This window comes from Pantoea allii, assembly GCF_002307475.1.
Lineage (GTDB): Bacteria > Pseudomonadota > Gammaproteobacteria > Enterobacterales > Enterobacteriaceae > Pantoea > Pantoea allii.
In genome coordinates, this window is the sequence record NZ_NTMH01000017.1 from 23,006 (window position 1) to 38,775 (window position 15,770).

Genomic DNA, 15,770 nt, shown 5'->3' on the forward strand with positions numbered 1-15,770 from the left:
GCGCAACAGGGTAGCACAGTTGCAGGGGGCTCAAAATATGGAGCGCACGCCCTGTATAGTGCTCAGCGTAGGATTAAAGCATTTATCGTAATATTGCTGGATAGCATGCATACGCTGACGATTCAGATGAATGCGCCGCAATGCCAGCAGGCCGTTCACGATGCCGCAGGCCAGCAGCACCATTAGCAACAGCGCGGCACCCAGATAGCGCCATTTTGCCATGGCATCAGGCTCATTGTGCAGGGCGATGTGGCGTGTGCCGTTTGCATCGGTATAGATATTGGTAATGATGCCGGTGGCGCTGAACGGCGTATGCAGCAACAGTGAGGACAGACGTTGCAGCTCTTGCCACTGTGACGACGCCTCCAGATCAAACAGCGGAACAGCAGGCTGGGGCTGATTGACGAGCTGGTGCCCTTCATCGCTGGCGATAACGAATCCGCCCGGCGGTGGGCTGTTAAGGTTCTCAGCGGCGCGACGCGTTTCACGGAAGAAGAAGGTGGAGGTCGCGGTGTGCACCAGGTTTTCCAGCGCTTCAGCACTGACCGGACGCAGCAGGACATTCATCCCGTTAAGCTGACCGGAATCGGCGCGGCTGACTAAGGTGTCCCAGTCTTTGGCATTACCCAGGTTCACCAGGGCATTTTTAAGGCGCATACAGTCCTGTGCCTGGCTGCAGAGCGCCTGCGTTTTCAGCACCAGGTCTGAAAAGTCATCCAGCAGAATCATGCCCGATTTCTGGATTGCCGAGGCTAACTGAGGATTCAGTTTGGGATCGGTGTTGGTTTCGGGATGCAGCTGTTTCGTCGTGGTATCCAGCAACGCCGAGGCTTTCTCAATAATATCTGAGTGGGGCAGCGGCAGGGGCGTTGCGTTATTCCAGTAAATTTGTGAGCAATCGAACGGCATATAGGTATAGGTGCGATTGCTTTGGTAGTTGTCCGGCACCGCACACATGCCGGTCCCTGTGACCTTCAGGCTGTCGCCGACTTTAAGATCCACGCTACTCAGTTGGTTAACGCTGCTGACATCCAGGCTGTCGGTGCCTTTAGCCCAGGCCAGACTCAGCTTGATGGGCATGCTGAGCGGAATCCAGGTGATTAATAAAGCCAGAACAATCAGCGAGCCGCAAGCCAGCACGACATTTTTACGCCAGCGTTGCAGCGGAAAATTTCTGACCTCATCCTGCAGTGAAAGAAAGCGCCCCTGGCGCACCACCTGGCGATTCAGATAAATATCGACGTCCGTCACCTGACCCAGATCGTGAGCAACGTAGGGCTGCCAGTGCGCGGGATAAGCCAGATCGATAATCCCCAGCGTAATGTTGCTCTGTTCCTGATTTGATTCACCAAATAAGCCCCAGCGCTTGGGCGCGCCGCGCAGACAGTGAATTTCACGCAGGCCATTCTCACCAGGCACACGATACATCAGCCACAGACTGGCGACGATCATGACGCCGGCAATCACCGACAGCCAGATCATCAGGCTGGCTGGCAACAGCAAGCCGATAAAAAACAACATCAAGGCAAAAGAAATAATGACCGCTTCCCGCGTGCCGTCAGGGCGAGACAGCCGGTACTCTTCCAGCGTTTCTTTGCGCACCCGCACTAATTCCACGTTTTCACTTTCCGCTTTGCGGATCGATGCGTTGGTGGAAGCCGGACGTATCAGGCTGGGTAGCGACTGCTGATCAACAGCGTAATCCACCAGCGAGTGTCCATTCAAAGAGATGATTAATGGAACGGACTGGGTGCGGATGAGCTCAACGTAGTTTTCATCCGTGATGTACTGTTCCCACAGCGGCGGCAAATGGACTTCGACTTCATCCAGATAGTAGCGCCACTTATGGGGATCGTCGGTGGAGAGGCCATAACGGGTAATCGCCCGCGTGACAGGATAAACATTATTGCTTTGCGCAGTCAGCACCAGCTTGTCATGTTGACGGCGGGATTCACCGGGACTGAGGATACGGGGCTGTTTTTCAAGGGCAGCAAGGTACTGTTCAACCGCCTTGCGCTCCCGTTCAGACAGCTTACGGCAGGGCGGGCTAATGAATGGCAGCGGTTTCGCCAACGGGGGCCTGCGCCGCATAGCGTACCAAAATCCAATACCTGCCAGAATTGAACAGGTTAGCACTACGGCCAATATAATAATTATTGTGCTCATGCTTTGCTCAATTCAGCCAAAATACTGCCTTCACTTTAAACTTACATCCCCAGATTCGCCCACGATGCAAGACGATTTATGGGAGGTTAAACAACTCTTACACGTTTAACAATAAACGAAATAGTTCTGTAAATCATTTAATTAGGCGTTATGACATCACACACTGCCAGAATAGTAACGACAGTGCACCCGTTATTGTATCGGCATTATCTGAATTTTGAAGCGAGATATTGACTAACACAAATTTTTTGTACTCAGGAAACCAGTGTTATCGTAGAAAAAAGCGGCATACGCGCTGCGTGCGGTTGGAGAGTCGCACAAAGGCGGATCGTTAGGTATGCTAATTCGCTCCTGAGTGCTGGCGCAGCAAGTTTGAGGCTGATATGAAAAAGTCGTTAAAAAAACCTGACATCCTCAATGTAGAAACCGTGGCAAGGTCACGATTGTTTACTGTTGAAGCGGTAGACCTGGCCTTCAGTAATGGCGCACGGCGTATTTACGAGCGCATGAAGCCCTCGGAACGTGAAGCAGTGATGATCGTGCCGATTATCGATGATCACCTGGTGCTGATTGAAGAGTACGCGGTGGGTCTGGAGACCTACGAACTGGGCTTCCCTAAAGGCTTGATCGATCCGGGTGAAACCGTAAACCAGGCTGCGGACCGTGAACTCAAAGAGGAGGCGGGATTCGGTGCGGGCCAGCTGACTACCCTGGGCAAGCTGACCATGGCGCCGTCGTACTTTTCCAGCAAGATGAATATTGTCGTGGCAGAAGGGCTTTATCAGGAGAAGCTGGAAGGCGATGAGCCTGAGCCGCTGGTGGTGCATCACTGGCCGTTAAGCAACATGCTGGCATTATTGCAGGAGCCTGATTTTCGCGAAGCGCGCAACGTCAGTGCACTGTTTATGGTACGTGAGTGGCTGGTTAAGCAAGGACGTATCAGCTATTAACATCCGCGCAAGACAGGCCGGATAACCAGGGGCGACTCGCGCCGCCCCTGAGGATTATCAGAACAGTTCGTGGCTCTCGCCATTGTCCATGATGGTGGTGCCGGCATCATGCACCGAATACTCGGTTGGCTGCGTCCCGTTGATAAAGTACTCCTGGCGCGTATTACCACTGCCGTTTGCCAGTTTGCCCGTACTCCGATCGATGGTGACGGTCACGATGCCATCCGGTGGCGTGAGCGGCTGAACCGGCACGCCATCCAGAGCGACCTTCATAAAGTCATCCCAGGCAGGCTGTGCACTCTTCGCGCCGCCTTCATAACCCGATATTTGATCGGGGATTGCGCCAGAAAGGGTACTGCGACCCAGATCGCGACGCGCATCGTCAAAGCCGATCCACACCGAGGTGACGACGCCGGGGCCGTAGCCCGAGAACCAGGCATCTTTGGAACTGTTGGTTGTGCCCGTTTTTCCACCAATATCGTTACGCTTCAGGTCGCGCCCGGCCCGCCAGCCCGTGCCCATCCAGCCCGGTTCACCAAAAATATTACTGTTCAGCGCACTTTTGATCAGGAATGACAGCGGCGTATTAATCACGTGCGGCGCATACTGCTGTTCACCACCCGGCTGCGGCTGTGCCGGTACCTGCTCCAGCTCAGGCTGCGGCACCGTCTGGTTTTGCTGCTGAGCCGAAGGCGCAACGTTCTCAACGCTCTCGGCGTTCAGCGCCAGCGCTTTTTTGGTTTCACCGTAAATCACCGGTAAGTTGCACTGAGGGCAGGCAATTCTCGGTTTTTCTTCAAAAACGGTTTGTCCCTGTTCATTTTCAATCTTGCTAATGAAGTAAGGATCAATCAGGAAGCCGCCATTCGCCATGACGGAATAACCGCGCACCACCTGCAGAGGGGTAAACGAGGCTGCCCCAAGGGCCAGTGATTCAGTATGCACAATGTTCTGCGCCGGGAAGCCAAAGCGCTGTAAGTACTCGGCCGCGTAATCCACGCCCATCGCACGCATCGCGCGAACCATCACAACGTTTTTCGACTGACCCAGCCCCTGGCGCAGACGAATCGGGCCATCGTAGGTAGGCGGTGAGTTCTTCGGACGCCAGTCCGCACCGGCACCTGCATCCCAGCGGGAAATAGGCACGTCGTTAAGAATGGATGCCAGCGTTAAACCCCGATCCATCGCGGCCGTGTACAGGAACGGCTTAATGTTCGAGCCCACCTGGCGCAGTGCCTGAGTAGCGCGGTTGAACATGCTTTGGTTAAAGTCAAAACCGCCCACCAGTGCGCGCACGGCACCGTTGGTCGGATCTAACGAAACCAGTGCCGAGTTCACGTCCGGGACCTGGCCCAGCCACCATGTATCGCCGACCTGGCGTACCCAAACCTGCTGGCCTGGCTGCAGAACCTGAGTCAGGCTTTTAGGGGTTGGCCCTTGCACCGTGTCAGACTTAAAGGCACGCGCCCAGCGAACACCAGCCATGGTCAGTGACACGTTGCTACCATCTTTCATCATGACGGTGGCTTCATCGCTCTGCGCATGGGTAACAACGGCCGGATGAAGGGGACCGTACAGAGGAAGATTTTTTAACGCTTTAACAATCTGCGCCTGTCCCCATGCAGGTTCACCGACTTTCCACAGCACGCTGGTCGGGCCACGGTAGCCATGACGCATATCATAAGCCATTACGTTGTTCTGCACGGCTTCCTGCGCAGACTGCTGCAGACGTCGCGTGACGGTGGTGTAAACCTTGTAGCCATCGGTGTAAGCATTATTACCATAGCGTTTTACCATCTCCTGGCGTGCCATCTCACTGAGATAAGGCGCAGAGAAGACGATTTTAGGGCCATGATAGGTGGCGACTAACGGTGTGTTACGCGCCTCATCGTACTGTTGCTGGGTGATGTAATGCTGATCCAGCATACGGGCCAGGACGACATTGCGACGTGCGACGGCGCGGCTGTGTGAATAAAGCGGGTTAAAGGTCGACGGGGCTTTAGGCAGACCGGCGATGGTCGCCATTTCGCTCAATGACAGCTCATTAACGGGCTTACCAAAATAAACCTGTGAGGCGGCACCCACACCGTAAGCCCGGTAGCCGAGGTAGATTTTGTTCAGGTAAAGCTCAAGAATCTCGTCTTTATTCAGCAACTGCTCGATGCGAATCGCCAGAAAGGCTTCCTTGATTTTTCGCATCAGGGAGCGTTCTGGGCTAAGAAAGAAGTTACGTGCCAGCTGCTGGGTAATCGTACTGGCCCCCTGCGAAGCATGGCCTGACACCAGCGCAACACTGGCAGCACGGAAAATCCCGATGGGATCTACACCGTGATGCTCATAAAAGCGGCTGTCTTCCGTTGCAATAAATGCTTTAACCATCTCAGGCGGAACCTGTTGCAGGCTAAGCGGTATACGGCGCATTTCACCGTACTGGGCGATAAGGTCGCCCTCAGCGCTGTAAACCTGCATAGGGGTTTGCAAACGCACATCTTTCAGCGTGTTAACGTCGGGTAACTGTGGCTCAATATATTTGTACAAACCATAAATCGAGCCAGCTCCCAGCAAGATGCAACACACTGCAAGGATTAATAAATACTTTACGAACTTCACCTGAGATTTCCCATCTGTTGTCGTTTGGGCAGTTTATAAGCAACCGCGCAGTAGTATAAAGGCAAGCCAGACGCTTTGATATGTCCATTTTTCCGGACGATAAGGAGATCGCGCGCATGGCTTTTCACACCTGGCAAATTGGGCTGGATATCCAGAACAGGCAGTGCTGTGCCCTTGCCATCCTGCGTCGCCGCCAGGGTTGGCAATTATGCCACTGGTGGCAGCAGCGGCTGGCGCAAGATACGTTAAGAAACGGCGTGCTGCAATCTTCCCCTGAATTGCTGTCAGTGTTAGACCGCTGGCGAAAGTGCTTACCCCAGCGCTACTCACTGCGTGTAGGGCTTCCTGCCCAGTTGGTACTGCAGCAGCCGCTTTCGCTTCCCGAACCGCCGTTAAAAGAACCGGCATTAAGCCGTTTTGTCCGGGCGGCTGCCCAACGTCTTTTTCCCGTTGATCCGCGCGAACTGGCGCTGGATTACCGTCTCGATCCCGCGCATGGGCAACTGTGTGTCACGGCCGCCCGGCTGGATGTGGTTAAACAGTGGCACGCTCCGCTGGCACAGGCAGGACTGAAACCCAGCGTATTTGAACTTGCCACCCAGGCGCTCAATATCGTTACTGAACAGGCGCAATTAACTGCGGGAAGTGTAGTGGTTTTACGACAGGATGCACGCTACCTGTGGAGTGACGGCATCAACGCCGCATCTTTTGCCGATGAGGGCGGGCTGGCGGCGCTGCATAAGCAGGCTTTTCCTCAGGCAAGCCGCGTTTTTTATTGTGATGCTGATAGCGTTTCATCCCCCGCCGGTACGGTTCCTTTTTCACCTTTGCAGCTGTTGCGCTGTCCCTCGCCGCCTTTGCCTGACAACCCCGCTGCATTTGTACTGGCGACCGGCCTGGCGCTGCGACAAGAGGATCGCTAATGGTCGCGGTTAACCTTTTACCCTGGCGTCGCTGGCGCTGGCAACGCCAACGACGCCAGGGCCTTGTTGCGCTGGCCATAACGTTACTGATTTTAGTGTCAGCGGTCGCACTGCGGTTCTGGCAAGGGCATCAGGCGCTCATTCAGGTTGAGCTTCAGCATATCCGGCTTACGCGTGCCCTTGAGACGCTTGTGCAGCGCGTGGAACAGCAAAAACTGCTGCTGCAACAGCTGGCCGAGGTACAGCAACGCCGCAGCTGGCTGCGTCAGCAGGCCAGGCAGTTTAGCGTCTGGCAACAGCTTTGGCTGGACTTGCCCGGCTTGCTGCCCGACGGGCTGTGGTTAACCCGGCTGGAGAAGCGCAATACGGATTTGCTTCTGGAGGGCAAGGCGCAGCAGATGCAGGATATCCGCCATTTTCGCCAGCGTTTAACGGGCGTGGCGCTTTTTTCACAGATTAGACAGGGCAATGTGCAGCGCCAGTCAGAAGGGGATTACCACTTCACGTTGCGCATCAGGCTGAAGGAGGAGAGCAGTGAGTAACGGGTTTCAGTTCTGGCTACAGTTAGCCGTGCCGCTTCGCTATGGTAGCCTGCTGGCGGCTGCTTCCGGCCTGTTCTTTGTTGCCTGGTGGACGGTGTTAGCACCACAGCGTCAAGCGTCAGACGCTGCCGTGCACCAGCTGGCGCAACAGCAGCAACGCCTGCACCAGCAGCAGGTGCAACTGGCCCGGCATCCTGACATTGACGCGTTACAGGCTGCGCTGGCGCAGGCGGCGGCGAGGCAACCCGCAGCGCAACTGACGCTGGAGGCCATTATCGCAGAGCGAGGCGCACAACTGGAGGCGTGGCTTAGCGATGAACAGCCGCGGGCGCTGACGCTCCACCTGGAATGGTCGCAGTTTCAGCCCCTTTTTACAGCGCTGTCCCAATCCGCGACGGCTTTCCCTGGCCGTTTTCAACTCACCGCACACCCGGCGCACCTGGTGGCGCAGCTCTGGCTGGACGCTGATGAAACCTTTTAGCGTCATGCTGCTCCTGCTCTGCTGCGGCGTTGCGCAGGCGCGCGATCCGTTTCGTCCTCTTACCGGCGTGGCTTGTGTGGCAGAAGTTGAACCCCTCAGCGAATGGCGCTTACAGGGAATTATCGGTCGTGCGCCGAGGTTCCAGGGCTGGCTCCTGACCCCGCAGGGTAACGCCGTGAAAGTGCTCAGCGACCAACCCTTTCCCCTGCTTCCCTGGCAAACAGACCAGTTTACGTCGCGCACACTCAGGCTGTTGGTGCCCGGTAGCTGTTCGTCTCAATATTTCACCTTTCATCTCAAAGGAAGCCCGCATGATAAGGATATCGATTCTGACGTTTCTGCTGATCTGCCTGACGTCCGCCCGCGCCAGCCATGATGAGGGCTTGAGCCTGGCCTTTGACGATGCGCCCATTGAGCGGGTTTTACAGGCACTGGCCGATTATCAACAGATCAACCTGATGATTTCCCCCGAGGTTCAGGGGACGCTCTCACTGCGGCTGGATAACGTGCCCTGGCAGCAGGCGCTGTCGCTGGTCGCCCGCATGGCGCGGCTGACCTTGCTGGAAGAGGACAACGTTCTGCTGGTTTATCCAGAGCACTGGCAACAGCAGCGGCGCGAGGCAGAACAGGCGCAGCAAGCAGAGGTGTTGCAGCAACAGCCCCTACAACAGCGCAGGATAAGCCTGCACTATGCCAGTGCCAGTGAGGTTCATCGCAGCCTGCAGGGCGAACGTCAGTCGCTGATGACAGCAAGAGGAAGCGCCACGGTCGACAGCCGGACGAACAGCGTGCTGCTGCGCGACAGCGCGGCGGCCCTGAAAGAAACCGAGCGCTGGGTGCGCGCACTTGATATACCGCTGGAGCAGGTGGAACTGGCGGCACATATCGTCACTATCAGCGAAGATCACCTGCATGAGCTGGGCGTTAACTGGCGGCTGTACAATGCGGGCGACGTCGTTGACCGTGCGTTGCGTCATCCTCTGCTTGATATCCCGTTAGGACTGAATTCGCCCGCCGTCTCGGTTGGCGTCACACTGTCGCGAATTGGGGGTAAACTCCTGGATTTAGAACTCAGCGCCCTGGAGCAGGAGAATCAGGTCGAAATTATCGCCAGCCCACGCCTGTTTACCTCGCATCAACAAACCGCCACCATCAAACAGGGAACAGAAATCCCTTATGAAGTCTCCGCGGGCAACAGCGGGGCGACCAGTATCGAGTTTAAAGAGGCGGTGCTGGGCATGGAAGTGACGCCAACCGTTTTAGGCAATGGCCGCATTCAGCTAAAAATTCGTATCAGCCAGAACGTACCGGGGCGCGCGATTCAGACCGGTGATTCACAGGTCCTGTCTATCGATAAGCAGGAAATTGAAACCCAGGTGACAGTCAACGACGGGCAAACCCTGGCATTGGGCGGGATTTTCCATCAGCAGCGCACGCGCGGGCAGCGCCAGGTTCCACTGCTTGGTCATCTTCCCGCTGTGGGCAACCTGTTTCGACAGCAGTCCGAAGAACATAAGAAACGTGAGTTGGTTATTTTTATGACGCCGCGATTGGTCAGGGAATCAGCGCTTATGGCACGATAAAACGGAAAATGTGCCCATAAAGTCCAACTGCGTTGACGCAGGGCTGGAATTAGCTTACAAGGTTTAGCGATTTTTAACACGTTGTAAGCGTCTGTGTTGGAAAAACCAGGCAAACAGATGAGAGAATTCCTCTGTAAGCAGTGATGTCACAACGCTGTACTGACGCATTACAGTTTCGCGAACGACGGGCCAATTCAGAAATGGATGTGCTGTTAGCAATATAATCGGTTGCCAAACAGCCTTGAGTGTTGAGATAATTTTTCGTCTGACTCTTGCTAACGCTCATGAGGTCTCAGTTCCTGTCCCGCCAGCAAAATGCTGAAAGCGGGGTATCATTAACGAATTCTTAGTAATACCGACAAAATGGCAGAGAAACGCAATATCTTTCTGGTTGGGCCGATGGGTGCCGGCAAAAGCACTATTGGCCGTCAGTTGGCTCAGCAACTCAATATGGAGTTCTTCGATTCCGATCAGGAAATTGAGCGACGCACCGGAGCGGATGTGGGCTGGGTTTTTGACGTTGAAGGCGAAGCTGGCTTCCGCGATCGTGAAGAAAAAATCATCAATGAACTGACCGAGAAGCAGGGCATCGTCCTGGCGACCGGTGGCGGCTCCGTAAAATCCCGGGAAACACGTAATCGTCTCTCCGCCCGCGGCGTCGTGGTTTATCTTGAAACCACTATTGAGAAACAACTGGCACGTACACAGCGTGATAAAAAACGCCCCTTACTGCAGGTAGAGTCGCCGCCACGTGAAGTGCTTGAAGCGCTGGCAGATGAACGCAACCCGCTTTATGAAGAGATCGCCGATGTTACCATCCGCACTGACGATCAAAGTGCAAAAGTGGTGGCGAATCAGATTATCAACATGTTGGAAAAAAGTTGATCCAACGTTTGAAGGCTCTTTGACAGGTATCGAGCACCATGGAGAAGATCACCGTTTCACTGGGGGAACGTAGTTACCCCATCACTATCGCCGCCGGACTGTTTAACGATCCGGCTTCTTTTTGGCCGTTAAAAGCGGGTGATAATGCCATGCTGGTGACTAACCAGACGCTGGCACCGCTCTACCTTGATAAGGTATCGGCTCTGCTGAAGGCGGCGGGGGTGAAAACGGATCAGGTGATTTTGCCCGACGGTGAGCAATTTAAAACGCTTGCCGTGATGGATCAGGTCTTTACTGCACTACTGCAAAAACCCCATGGTCGTGATACCACTCTGGTGGCGCTTGGCGGTGGTGTTATTGGCGATCTTACGGGTTTTGCGGCGGCAAGCTATCAGCGTGGCGTGCGTTTTATTCAGGTGCCGACAACGCTGCTGTCCCAGGTTGACTCCTCGGTTGGCGGCAAAACGGCCGTTAATCATCCTCTTGGCAAAAACATGATTGGCGCGTTTTATCAGCCCGCGTCTGTCGTGATCGACACCGAGTGTCTTCGCTCACTGCCGCCGCGTGAGCTGGCTTCCGGTCTGGCGGAGGTCATCAAGTACGGCATTATTCTGGACGGTGAATTCTTTCAGTGGCTTGAGCAGAATCTTGATCGTCTTCTGGCGCTGGATGAATCCGCACTGGCCTGGTGTATCCGCCGTTGCTGTGAGTTAAAGGCTGAGGTCGTCGCCGCAGATGAGCGCGAGCACGGCCAGCGCGCATTACTTAATCTTGGTCATACTTTTGGTCATGCTATTGAAGCCCATATGGGCTATGGCAACTGGTTACACGGTGAGGCGATTGCCGCTGGGATGGTGATGGCGGCGCGCACGGCGCAACGTCTGGGCCAGTTCAGCGCACAGGACTGCGATCGCGTCATTGCTTTACTGCAACGTGCCGGTTTACCGGTGAACGGGCCGGTAGAGATGCAGGCAGAAGACTATTTGCCGCATATGATGCGTGACAAAAAGGTTCTGGCTGGTGAATTGCGTCTGATACTGCCGCTGTCGATTGGACGTGCTGAAGTGCGCGGTGGCGTAGCTCATGATATGGTGATGGCTGCAATTAATGATTGCCAGAAATCTTGATATTAAGCAGGTAAGTGGTGACGCGGCGCGCGGGTGCGCAGTGCGGGATGCCGCTTTACGGAGGAGGCAGAATGGATGAGTTCAAACCGGATGATGAATTCAAACCGGATGATGAGTTAAAACCTGACGCCAGCGACCGCCGTCCCTCGCGCCCACGTAAATCGTCTTCTGCGACGAAAGCACCGGTATCGCGTCAGCATGTCATGATGGGCGTTGGTATTCTGGTATTACTGCTGGTAGTGCTGGGAATTGGCTCTGCGCTGAATGGTTCTGACGACAGTAAGTCTTCTTCGGCCAATGGCAGCAAGAGCGCGCCTGCCAGTGGCTCGACAGGTTCTGGCAGCGAAAAAAATATTGACCTGAGTGGCTCAACCGCCATGAGCGGTGGACAGAATGCCGCCGGGACGCCATCACCGTCTGCGACAACGCCGAATGCACCTGGCACGGCATCTTCTCCAGAGGCGACGAATGCGCCACGCGACATTTCCATGCCGCCAGTTGCGTCTACGCCGACGCAGGCCGCGCCTGTTGAAACCCCGGCGAATCAGCAGCGTGTTACTTTACCTGGCGATCTGAGCACCGCCCTGACGAATCAACAGCAGCAGGTTGATGGCGCGGCTCAGGGGGCAGAAAACAGCAGCTCACTGCCTACGGCTCCCGCAACGGTTAGTGGCAAAGCCGGTTCCGCCGCCGCCAATACGCCCGCAGCAGGCCGTACCAACGCAGGCCAGGCCGCATTGACGCCACGCCATACGCGTGAGCAGCCGGCGAAAACCGCCGCTAAGCCGACGGCCAGTGAACATAAAACCCACACCACGCCAGCGCACACCGCAGTGAATAATGCGCCTGCTAAAGCCGCTGGAAACGGTGCAACGGCGAGTAAATCCCTGCCTGGCGGTAATTATACGCTGCAGCTGAGCGGTGCGTCGAAGGCAGAGAGCCTGAATGCCTGGGCGAAGAAACAAAATCTGAGCGCGTATCACGTGTATAAAACAACGCGTAACGGCCAGCCCTGGTATGTGCTGGTAAGTGGTGCATATGCAACACCGGCAGACGCGAAACGTGCCGTAGCTGCGTTGCCTGCTGAAGTGCGTGCACAGAATCCATGGGTGAAACCGGTTAGTCAGGTCAGGAAAGAAGCCAGCCAATAAATGATATGGGGCCGGCAGCTGCTGGTCCCGTTTTAAGCGCAGATCTGCTGTCGGTTCAACCACAGCCTCACAATAAGATGTAAATACCACGACAGCATGAAAAAAAATCGCGCTTTTTTAAAATGGGCGGGGGGAAAATTTCCCTTAGTCGAAGAGATCCACCGTTATTTGCCGCAAGGTGATTGCCTGATCGAACCCTTTGTCGGCGCTGGCTCAGTGTTTCTCAACTCCGATTTTGATCGCTATCACCTGGCCGACATCAACAACGATCTCATCAATCTCTACAACATCGTGAAAACGCGTACGGCGGATTTTATTCGCGATGCGCGTTTGCTGTTCACGCCTGAAGGCAATAACGAAGCCTGCTATTATCAGCTCCGTACTGAATTTAATCTCAGCAAAGACGCTTATCAGCGTGCGCTGTTATTCCTCTATCTCAATCGCCATTGTTACAACGGCCTGTGTCGTTACAATTTGCGCGGCGAGTTCAATGTGCCTTTTGGTCGCTACCGCAAACCTTACTTTCCGGAAGCCGAGCTGCTCTGGTTTGCTGAACGCGCGCAAAAAGCGACGTTTGTCTGCGAATCATACGATGTTACCCTGAACAATGCCCAGAAAGGCTCTGTGGTATATTGTGATCCGCCGTACGCGCCACTGTCCGCGACGGCTAACTTTACGGCTTACCATACGAATAGTTTCAGTCTGAATGAGCAGCAACATCTGGCGCAACTGGCTGCGAAGCTGGCGTCGGAGAGTCAAATCCCGGTGCTGATTTCTAACCATGATACTGAACTGACGCGTTGCTGGTATCAGGATGCCGTGTTACATGTGGTCAAAGTCCGGCGTTCTATTAGCCGAAGCATAACCGGCCGCACCAAGGTCGACGAACTGCTGGCACTTTATCGCTAGTCTGTTTCGTCCGCGGCCAGGGTATTTCGCCAGCAGTGATGCTGGCGCACAACAGTGGAGAATCGGATGAAACAATATTTGCTGGCCCCTTCAATCCTTTCGGCAGACTTTGCCCGCCTGGGTGAAGACACTGCGAAAGCACTGGCGGCTGGAGGCGACGTGGTTCACTTCGACGTTATGGACAACCACTATGTTCCTAATCTGACGATGGGACCGATGGTACTGAAAGCACTGCGTGACTACGGTATTACGGCCCCGATCGATGTGCATTTAATGGTGAAGCCCGTGGACGCGTTAATTCCCGAGTTTGCCAAAGCCGGCGCCACCTATATCACCTTCCACCCGGAAGCCAGCGAGCATGTTGACCGTACGCTGCAGCTGATTAAAGAGCACGGTTGCAAAGCCGGTCTGGTGTTTAACCCCGCCACGCCGCTCAGCTACCTCGACTACGTGATGGATAAGCTGGATATCATTCTGCTGATGTCGGTGAATCCCGGTTTCGGTGGTCAGTCATTTATTCCGGGCACCCTGGATAAACTTCGTGAAGCGCGTAAACGTATCGATCAGAGCGGCTACAGCATTCGTCTGGAAGTGGATGGTGGTGTGAAGATTGATAACATTGGCCAAATCGCCGCCGCGGGTGCGGATATGTTTGTGGCCGGTTCAGCCATCTTTGGGCATCCGGACTATAAAAAAGTGATCGACGACATGCGGAACGAGCTGGAGAAAGCGAATGGCTCATTTCACTGATATTCACGCGCTGGCGTTCGACCTTGATGGCACGCTGGTCGACAGCGCGCCGGGCCTGGCTGATGCTATCGATCTGACGCTTGCGGACCTGCGTTTGCCTGCCGCTGGCGTCGGGCGCGTGTCCACCTGGATTGGTAACGGTGCGGATATCATGATGTCGCGCGCACTGACCTGGGCACTGGGACGCGAGCCTCAGCAGGATGAGCAGCGCGATGCCCGGGTATTATTTGACAAACATTACGCCAATACGGTGGACGCCGGCAGTACGCTGTTTCCTCAGGTTAAAGAAACGCTGGCAAAACTTCAGGCGCTGAACATCCCGATGGCGATTGTCACCAATAAGCCCACGCCATTCGTTGCGCCTTTGCTGGCCTCCCTGGGGATCGATGGCGCGTTTTCACTGATTATTGGCGGTGACGACGTGGTGGTTAAAAAACCCCATCCTGCTGCTATTTTTCTGGTGCTGGGTAAATTTGGCCTGTTGCCTGACCAACTGCTGTTTGTTGGCGATTCGCGCAATGATATTCTGGCTGCGCAGTCGGCTGGTGTACCCAATATCGGTATGACTTTTGGCTATAACTATGGCGAACCTATTGCCACCAGCCAGCCCGATCTCACCCTTGACTCTTTTGACGACCTTTTGCCCGCTATCGGGCGGTAATTTATCAGGACATAAGTATGAGCAAACCCATCGTTTTCAGCGGCGCACAGCCGTCCGGCGAACTGACCATTGGCAACTATATGGGTGCGCTGCGTCAGTGGGTGCAGATGCAGGACGATTTCCACTGCATTTACTGTATCGTCGACCTGCACGCGATCACCGTTCGCCAGGACCCGACAGCACTGCGTAAAGCCACCTTAGATACGCTGGCGTTGTACCTGGCCTGCGGTATTGATCCAAAGAAAAGCACTATCTTCGTTCAGTCTCATGTGCCAGAGCACACGCAGCTGAGCTGGATTCTGAACTGCTACACCTATTTTGGTGAGCTGAACCGTATGACGCAGTTCAAAGACAAATCCTCGCGCTATGAAGAAAACATTAACGCGGGATTGTTCAGCTATCCGGTGCTGATGGCCGCAGATATTTTGCTTTATCAGACGACGCAGGTGCCGGTGGGTGAAGATCAGAAACAGCATCTTGAACTGAGTCGCGACATTGCCAGCCGGTTTAATGCCCTGTATGGCGATGTCTTTAAAGTGCCTGAGCCGTTCATTCCTAAATCTGGCGCACGCGTAATGTCCCTGCTGGAACCGACGAAAAAGATGTCTAAGTCGGACGATAACCGCAATAACGTTATCGGCCTGCTGGAAGATCCCAAATCCGTGGTTAAAAAAATCAAGCGTGCGATGACTGACTCTGAAGAGCCACCGGTCATTCGCTATGACGTTAAAGAGAAGGCGGGCGTGTCAAACCTGCTGGACATCCTGTCCGGCGTGACCGGCAAGCCGGTAGCGGAGCTGGAGCAAGAATTTGAAGGCAAAATGTACGGGCACCTGAAAGGCGCGGTCGCGGATGCGGTATCTGGCATGCTGACTGATCTGCAGGAACGTTATCATCGCTTCCGTAACGATGAAGCGTTGCTGGAGCAGGTGATGCGTGAGGGTGCACAAAAAGCCCGTGCTCAGGCGCAGGAAACCCTGAAAAAGGTGTATGCCGCCGTGGGTTTTGTTTCTCAGCCTTAGTCAGTGCTGG

At 54.9% G+C, this 15,770-nt stretch carries 15 protein-coding genes; 13 read left to right on the forward strand and 2 right to left on the reverse strand.

The genetic code is table 11. The features are described 5' to 3' along the window. Positions 1 to 30: 30 nt before the first annotated feature. A complete protein-coding gene (locus tag CMR03_RS05870) occupies positions 31 to 2,166 on the reverse strand; it encodes an intracellular growth attenuator family protein (protein WP_096011060.1) in 2,136 nt (711 codons plus the stop codon). Positions 2,167 to 2,549: 383 nt separating this feature from the next. On the opposite strand from CMR03_RS05870, the gene nudE reads away from it, so the two are divergent. After that, complete coding sequence (gene nudE / locus CMR03_RS05875; protein ID WP_063877511.1) at positions 2,550 to 3,116, forward strand: ADP compounds hydrolase NudE; 567 nt, start codon at positions 2,550 to 2,552, stop codon at positions 3,114 to 3,116. 57 nt (positions 3,117 to 3,173) lie between these two features. On the opposite strand, the gene mrcA is transcribed toward nudE, so the two are convergent. Beyond that, positions 3,174 to 5,726 (reverse strand): peptidoglycan glycosyltransferase/peptidoglycan DD-transpeptidase MrcA, encoded by a 2,553-nt coding sequence (gene mrcA / locus CMR03_RS05880; RefSeq protein WP_096011061.1) that lies wholly within the window; start codon positions 5,724 to 5,726, stop codon positions 3,174 to 3,176. A 116-nt stretch (positions 5,727 to 5,842) separates the two neighbouring features. Here mrcA and pilM point away from each other — a divergent pair, with 116 nt between their 5' ends. From pilM to trpS, 12 genes are all read left to right on the forward strand, one after another. Further along, positions 5,843 to 6,649: a pilus assembly protein PilM gene (gene pilM, locus CMR03_RS05885; protein WP_141248551.1), complete on the forward strand. Its 807-nt coding sequence runs from the start codon at positions 5,843 to 5,845 to the stop codon at positions 6,647 to 6,649. After that, complete coding sequence (locus tag CMR03_RS05890) at positions 6,649 to 7,191, forward strand: PilN domain-containing protein (RefSeq protein ID WP_096011063.1); 543 nt, start codon at positions 6,649 to 6,651, stop codon at positions 7,189 to 7,191. Before pilM ends, CMR03_RS05890 begins: the two co-directional genes overlap by 1 nt. Then, on the forward strand, positions 7,184 to 7,672 hold the full coding sequence (locus CMR03_RS05895) for a HofO family protein (RefSeq protein WP_096011064.1): 489 nt from the start codon (positions 7,184 to 7,186) through the stop codon (positions 7,670 to 7,672). Before CMR03_RS05890 ends, CMR03_RS05895 begins: the two co-directional genes overlap by 8 nt. Further along, positions 7,659 to 8,048, forward strand: coding sequence for a HofP DNA utilization family protein (locus CMR03_RS05900; protein ID WP_096011065.1), 390 nt, complete (start codon positions 7,659 to 7,661; stop codon positions 8,046 to 8,048). Before CMR03_RS05895 ends, CMR03_RS05900 begins: the two co-directional genes overlap by 14 nt. Beyond that, positions 7,984 to 9,255, forward strand: a complete 1,272-nt coding sequence (gene hofQ / locus CMR03_RS05905; RefSeq protein WP_096011066.1) for a DNA uptake porin HofQ — start codon at positions 7,984 to 7,986, stop codon at positions 9,253 to 9,255. The genes CMR03_RS05900 and hofQ overlap by 65 nt, the downstream gene beginning before the upstream one ends. Before the next feature lie 363 nt (positions 9,256 to 9,618). Beyond that, the gene (aroK, locus tag CMR03_RS05915) at positions 9,619 to 10,140 is read left to right on the forward strand and encodes a shikimate kinase AroK (RefSeq protein WP_063877505.1); all 522 of its coding nucleotides are present in this window, start codon (positions 9,619 to 9,621) and stop codon (positions 10,138 to 10,140) included. Positions 10,141 to 10,178: 38 nt separating this feature from the next. Next, a complete protein-coding gene (gene aroB, locus CMR03_RS05920) occupies positions 10,179 to 11,267 on the forward strand; it encodes a 3-dehydroquinate synthase (protein ID WP_063877504.1) in 1,089 nt (362 codons plus the stop codon). A 47-nt stretch (positions 11,268 to 11,314) separates the two neighbouring features. Continuing rightward, positions 11,315 to 12,418 carry an SPOR domain-containing protein gene (locus CMR03_RS05925; protein ID WP_096011067.1) on the forward strand — a complete coding sequence of 368 codons (1,104 nt, stop codon included), beginning with the start codon at positions 11,315 to 11,317 and terminating at the stop codon, positions 12,416 to 12,418. A gap of 96 nt (positions 12,419 to 12,514) precedes the next feature. Then, a complete protein-coding gene (dam, locus tag CMR03_RS05930) occupies positions 12,515 to 13,327 on the forward strand; it encodes an adenine-specific DNA-methyltransferase (RefSeq protein WP_096011068.1) in 813 nt (270 codons plus the stop codon). 66 nt (positions 13,328 to 13,393) lie between these two features. Then, a complete protein-coding gene (gene rpe / locus CMR03_RS05935; RefSeq protein WP_014594778.1) occupies positions 13,394 to 14,077 on the forward strand; it encodes a ribulose-phosphate 3-epimerase in 684 nt (227 codons plus the stop codon). Further along, positions 14,061 to 14,738 (forward strand): phosphoglycolate phosphatase, encoded by a 678-nt coding sequence (locus CMR03_RS05940; protein WP_096011069.1) that lies wholly within the window; start codon positions 14,061 to 14,063, stop codon positions 14,736 to 14,738. The genes rpe and CMR03_RS05940 overlap by 17 nt, the downstream gene beginning before the upstream one ends. Before the next feature lie 17 nt (positions 14,739 to 14,755). Beyond that, on the forward strand, positions 14,756 to 15,760 hold the full coding sequence (gene trpS, locus CMR03_RS05945; RefSeq protein ID WP_096011070.1) for a tryptophan--tRNA ligase: 1,005 nt from the start codon (positions 14,756 to 14,758) through the stop codon (positions 15,758 to 15,760). The last annotated feature ends 10 nt before the right edge of the window (positions 15,761 to 15,770 follow it).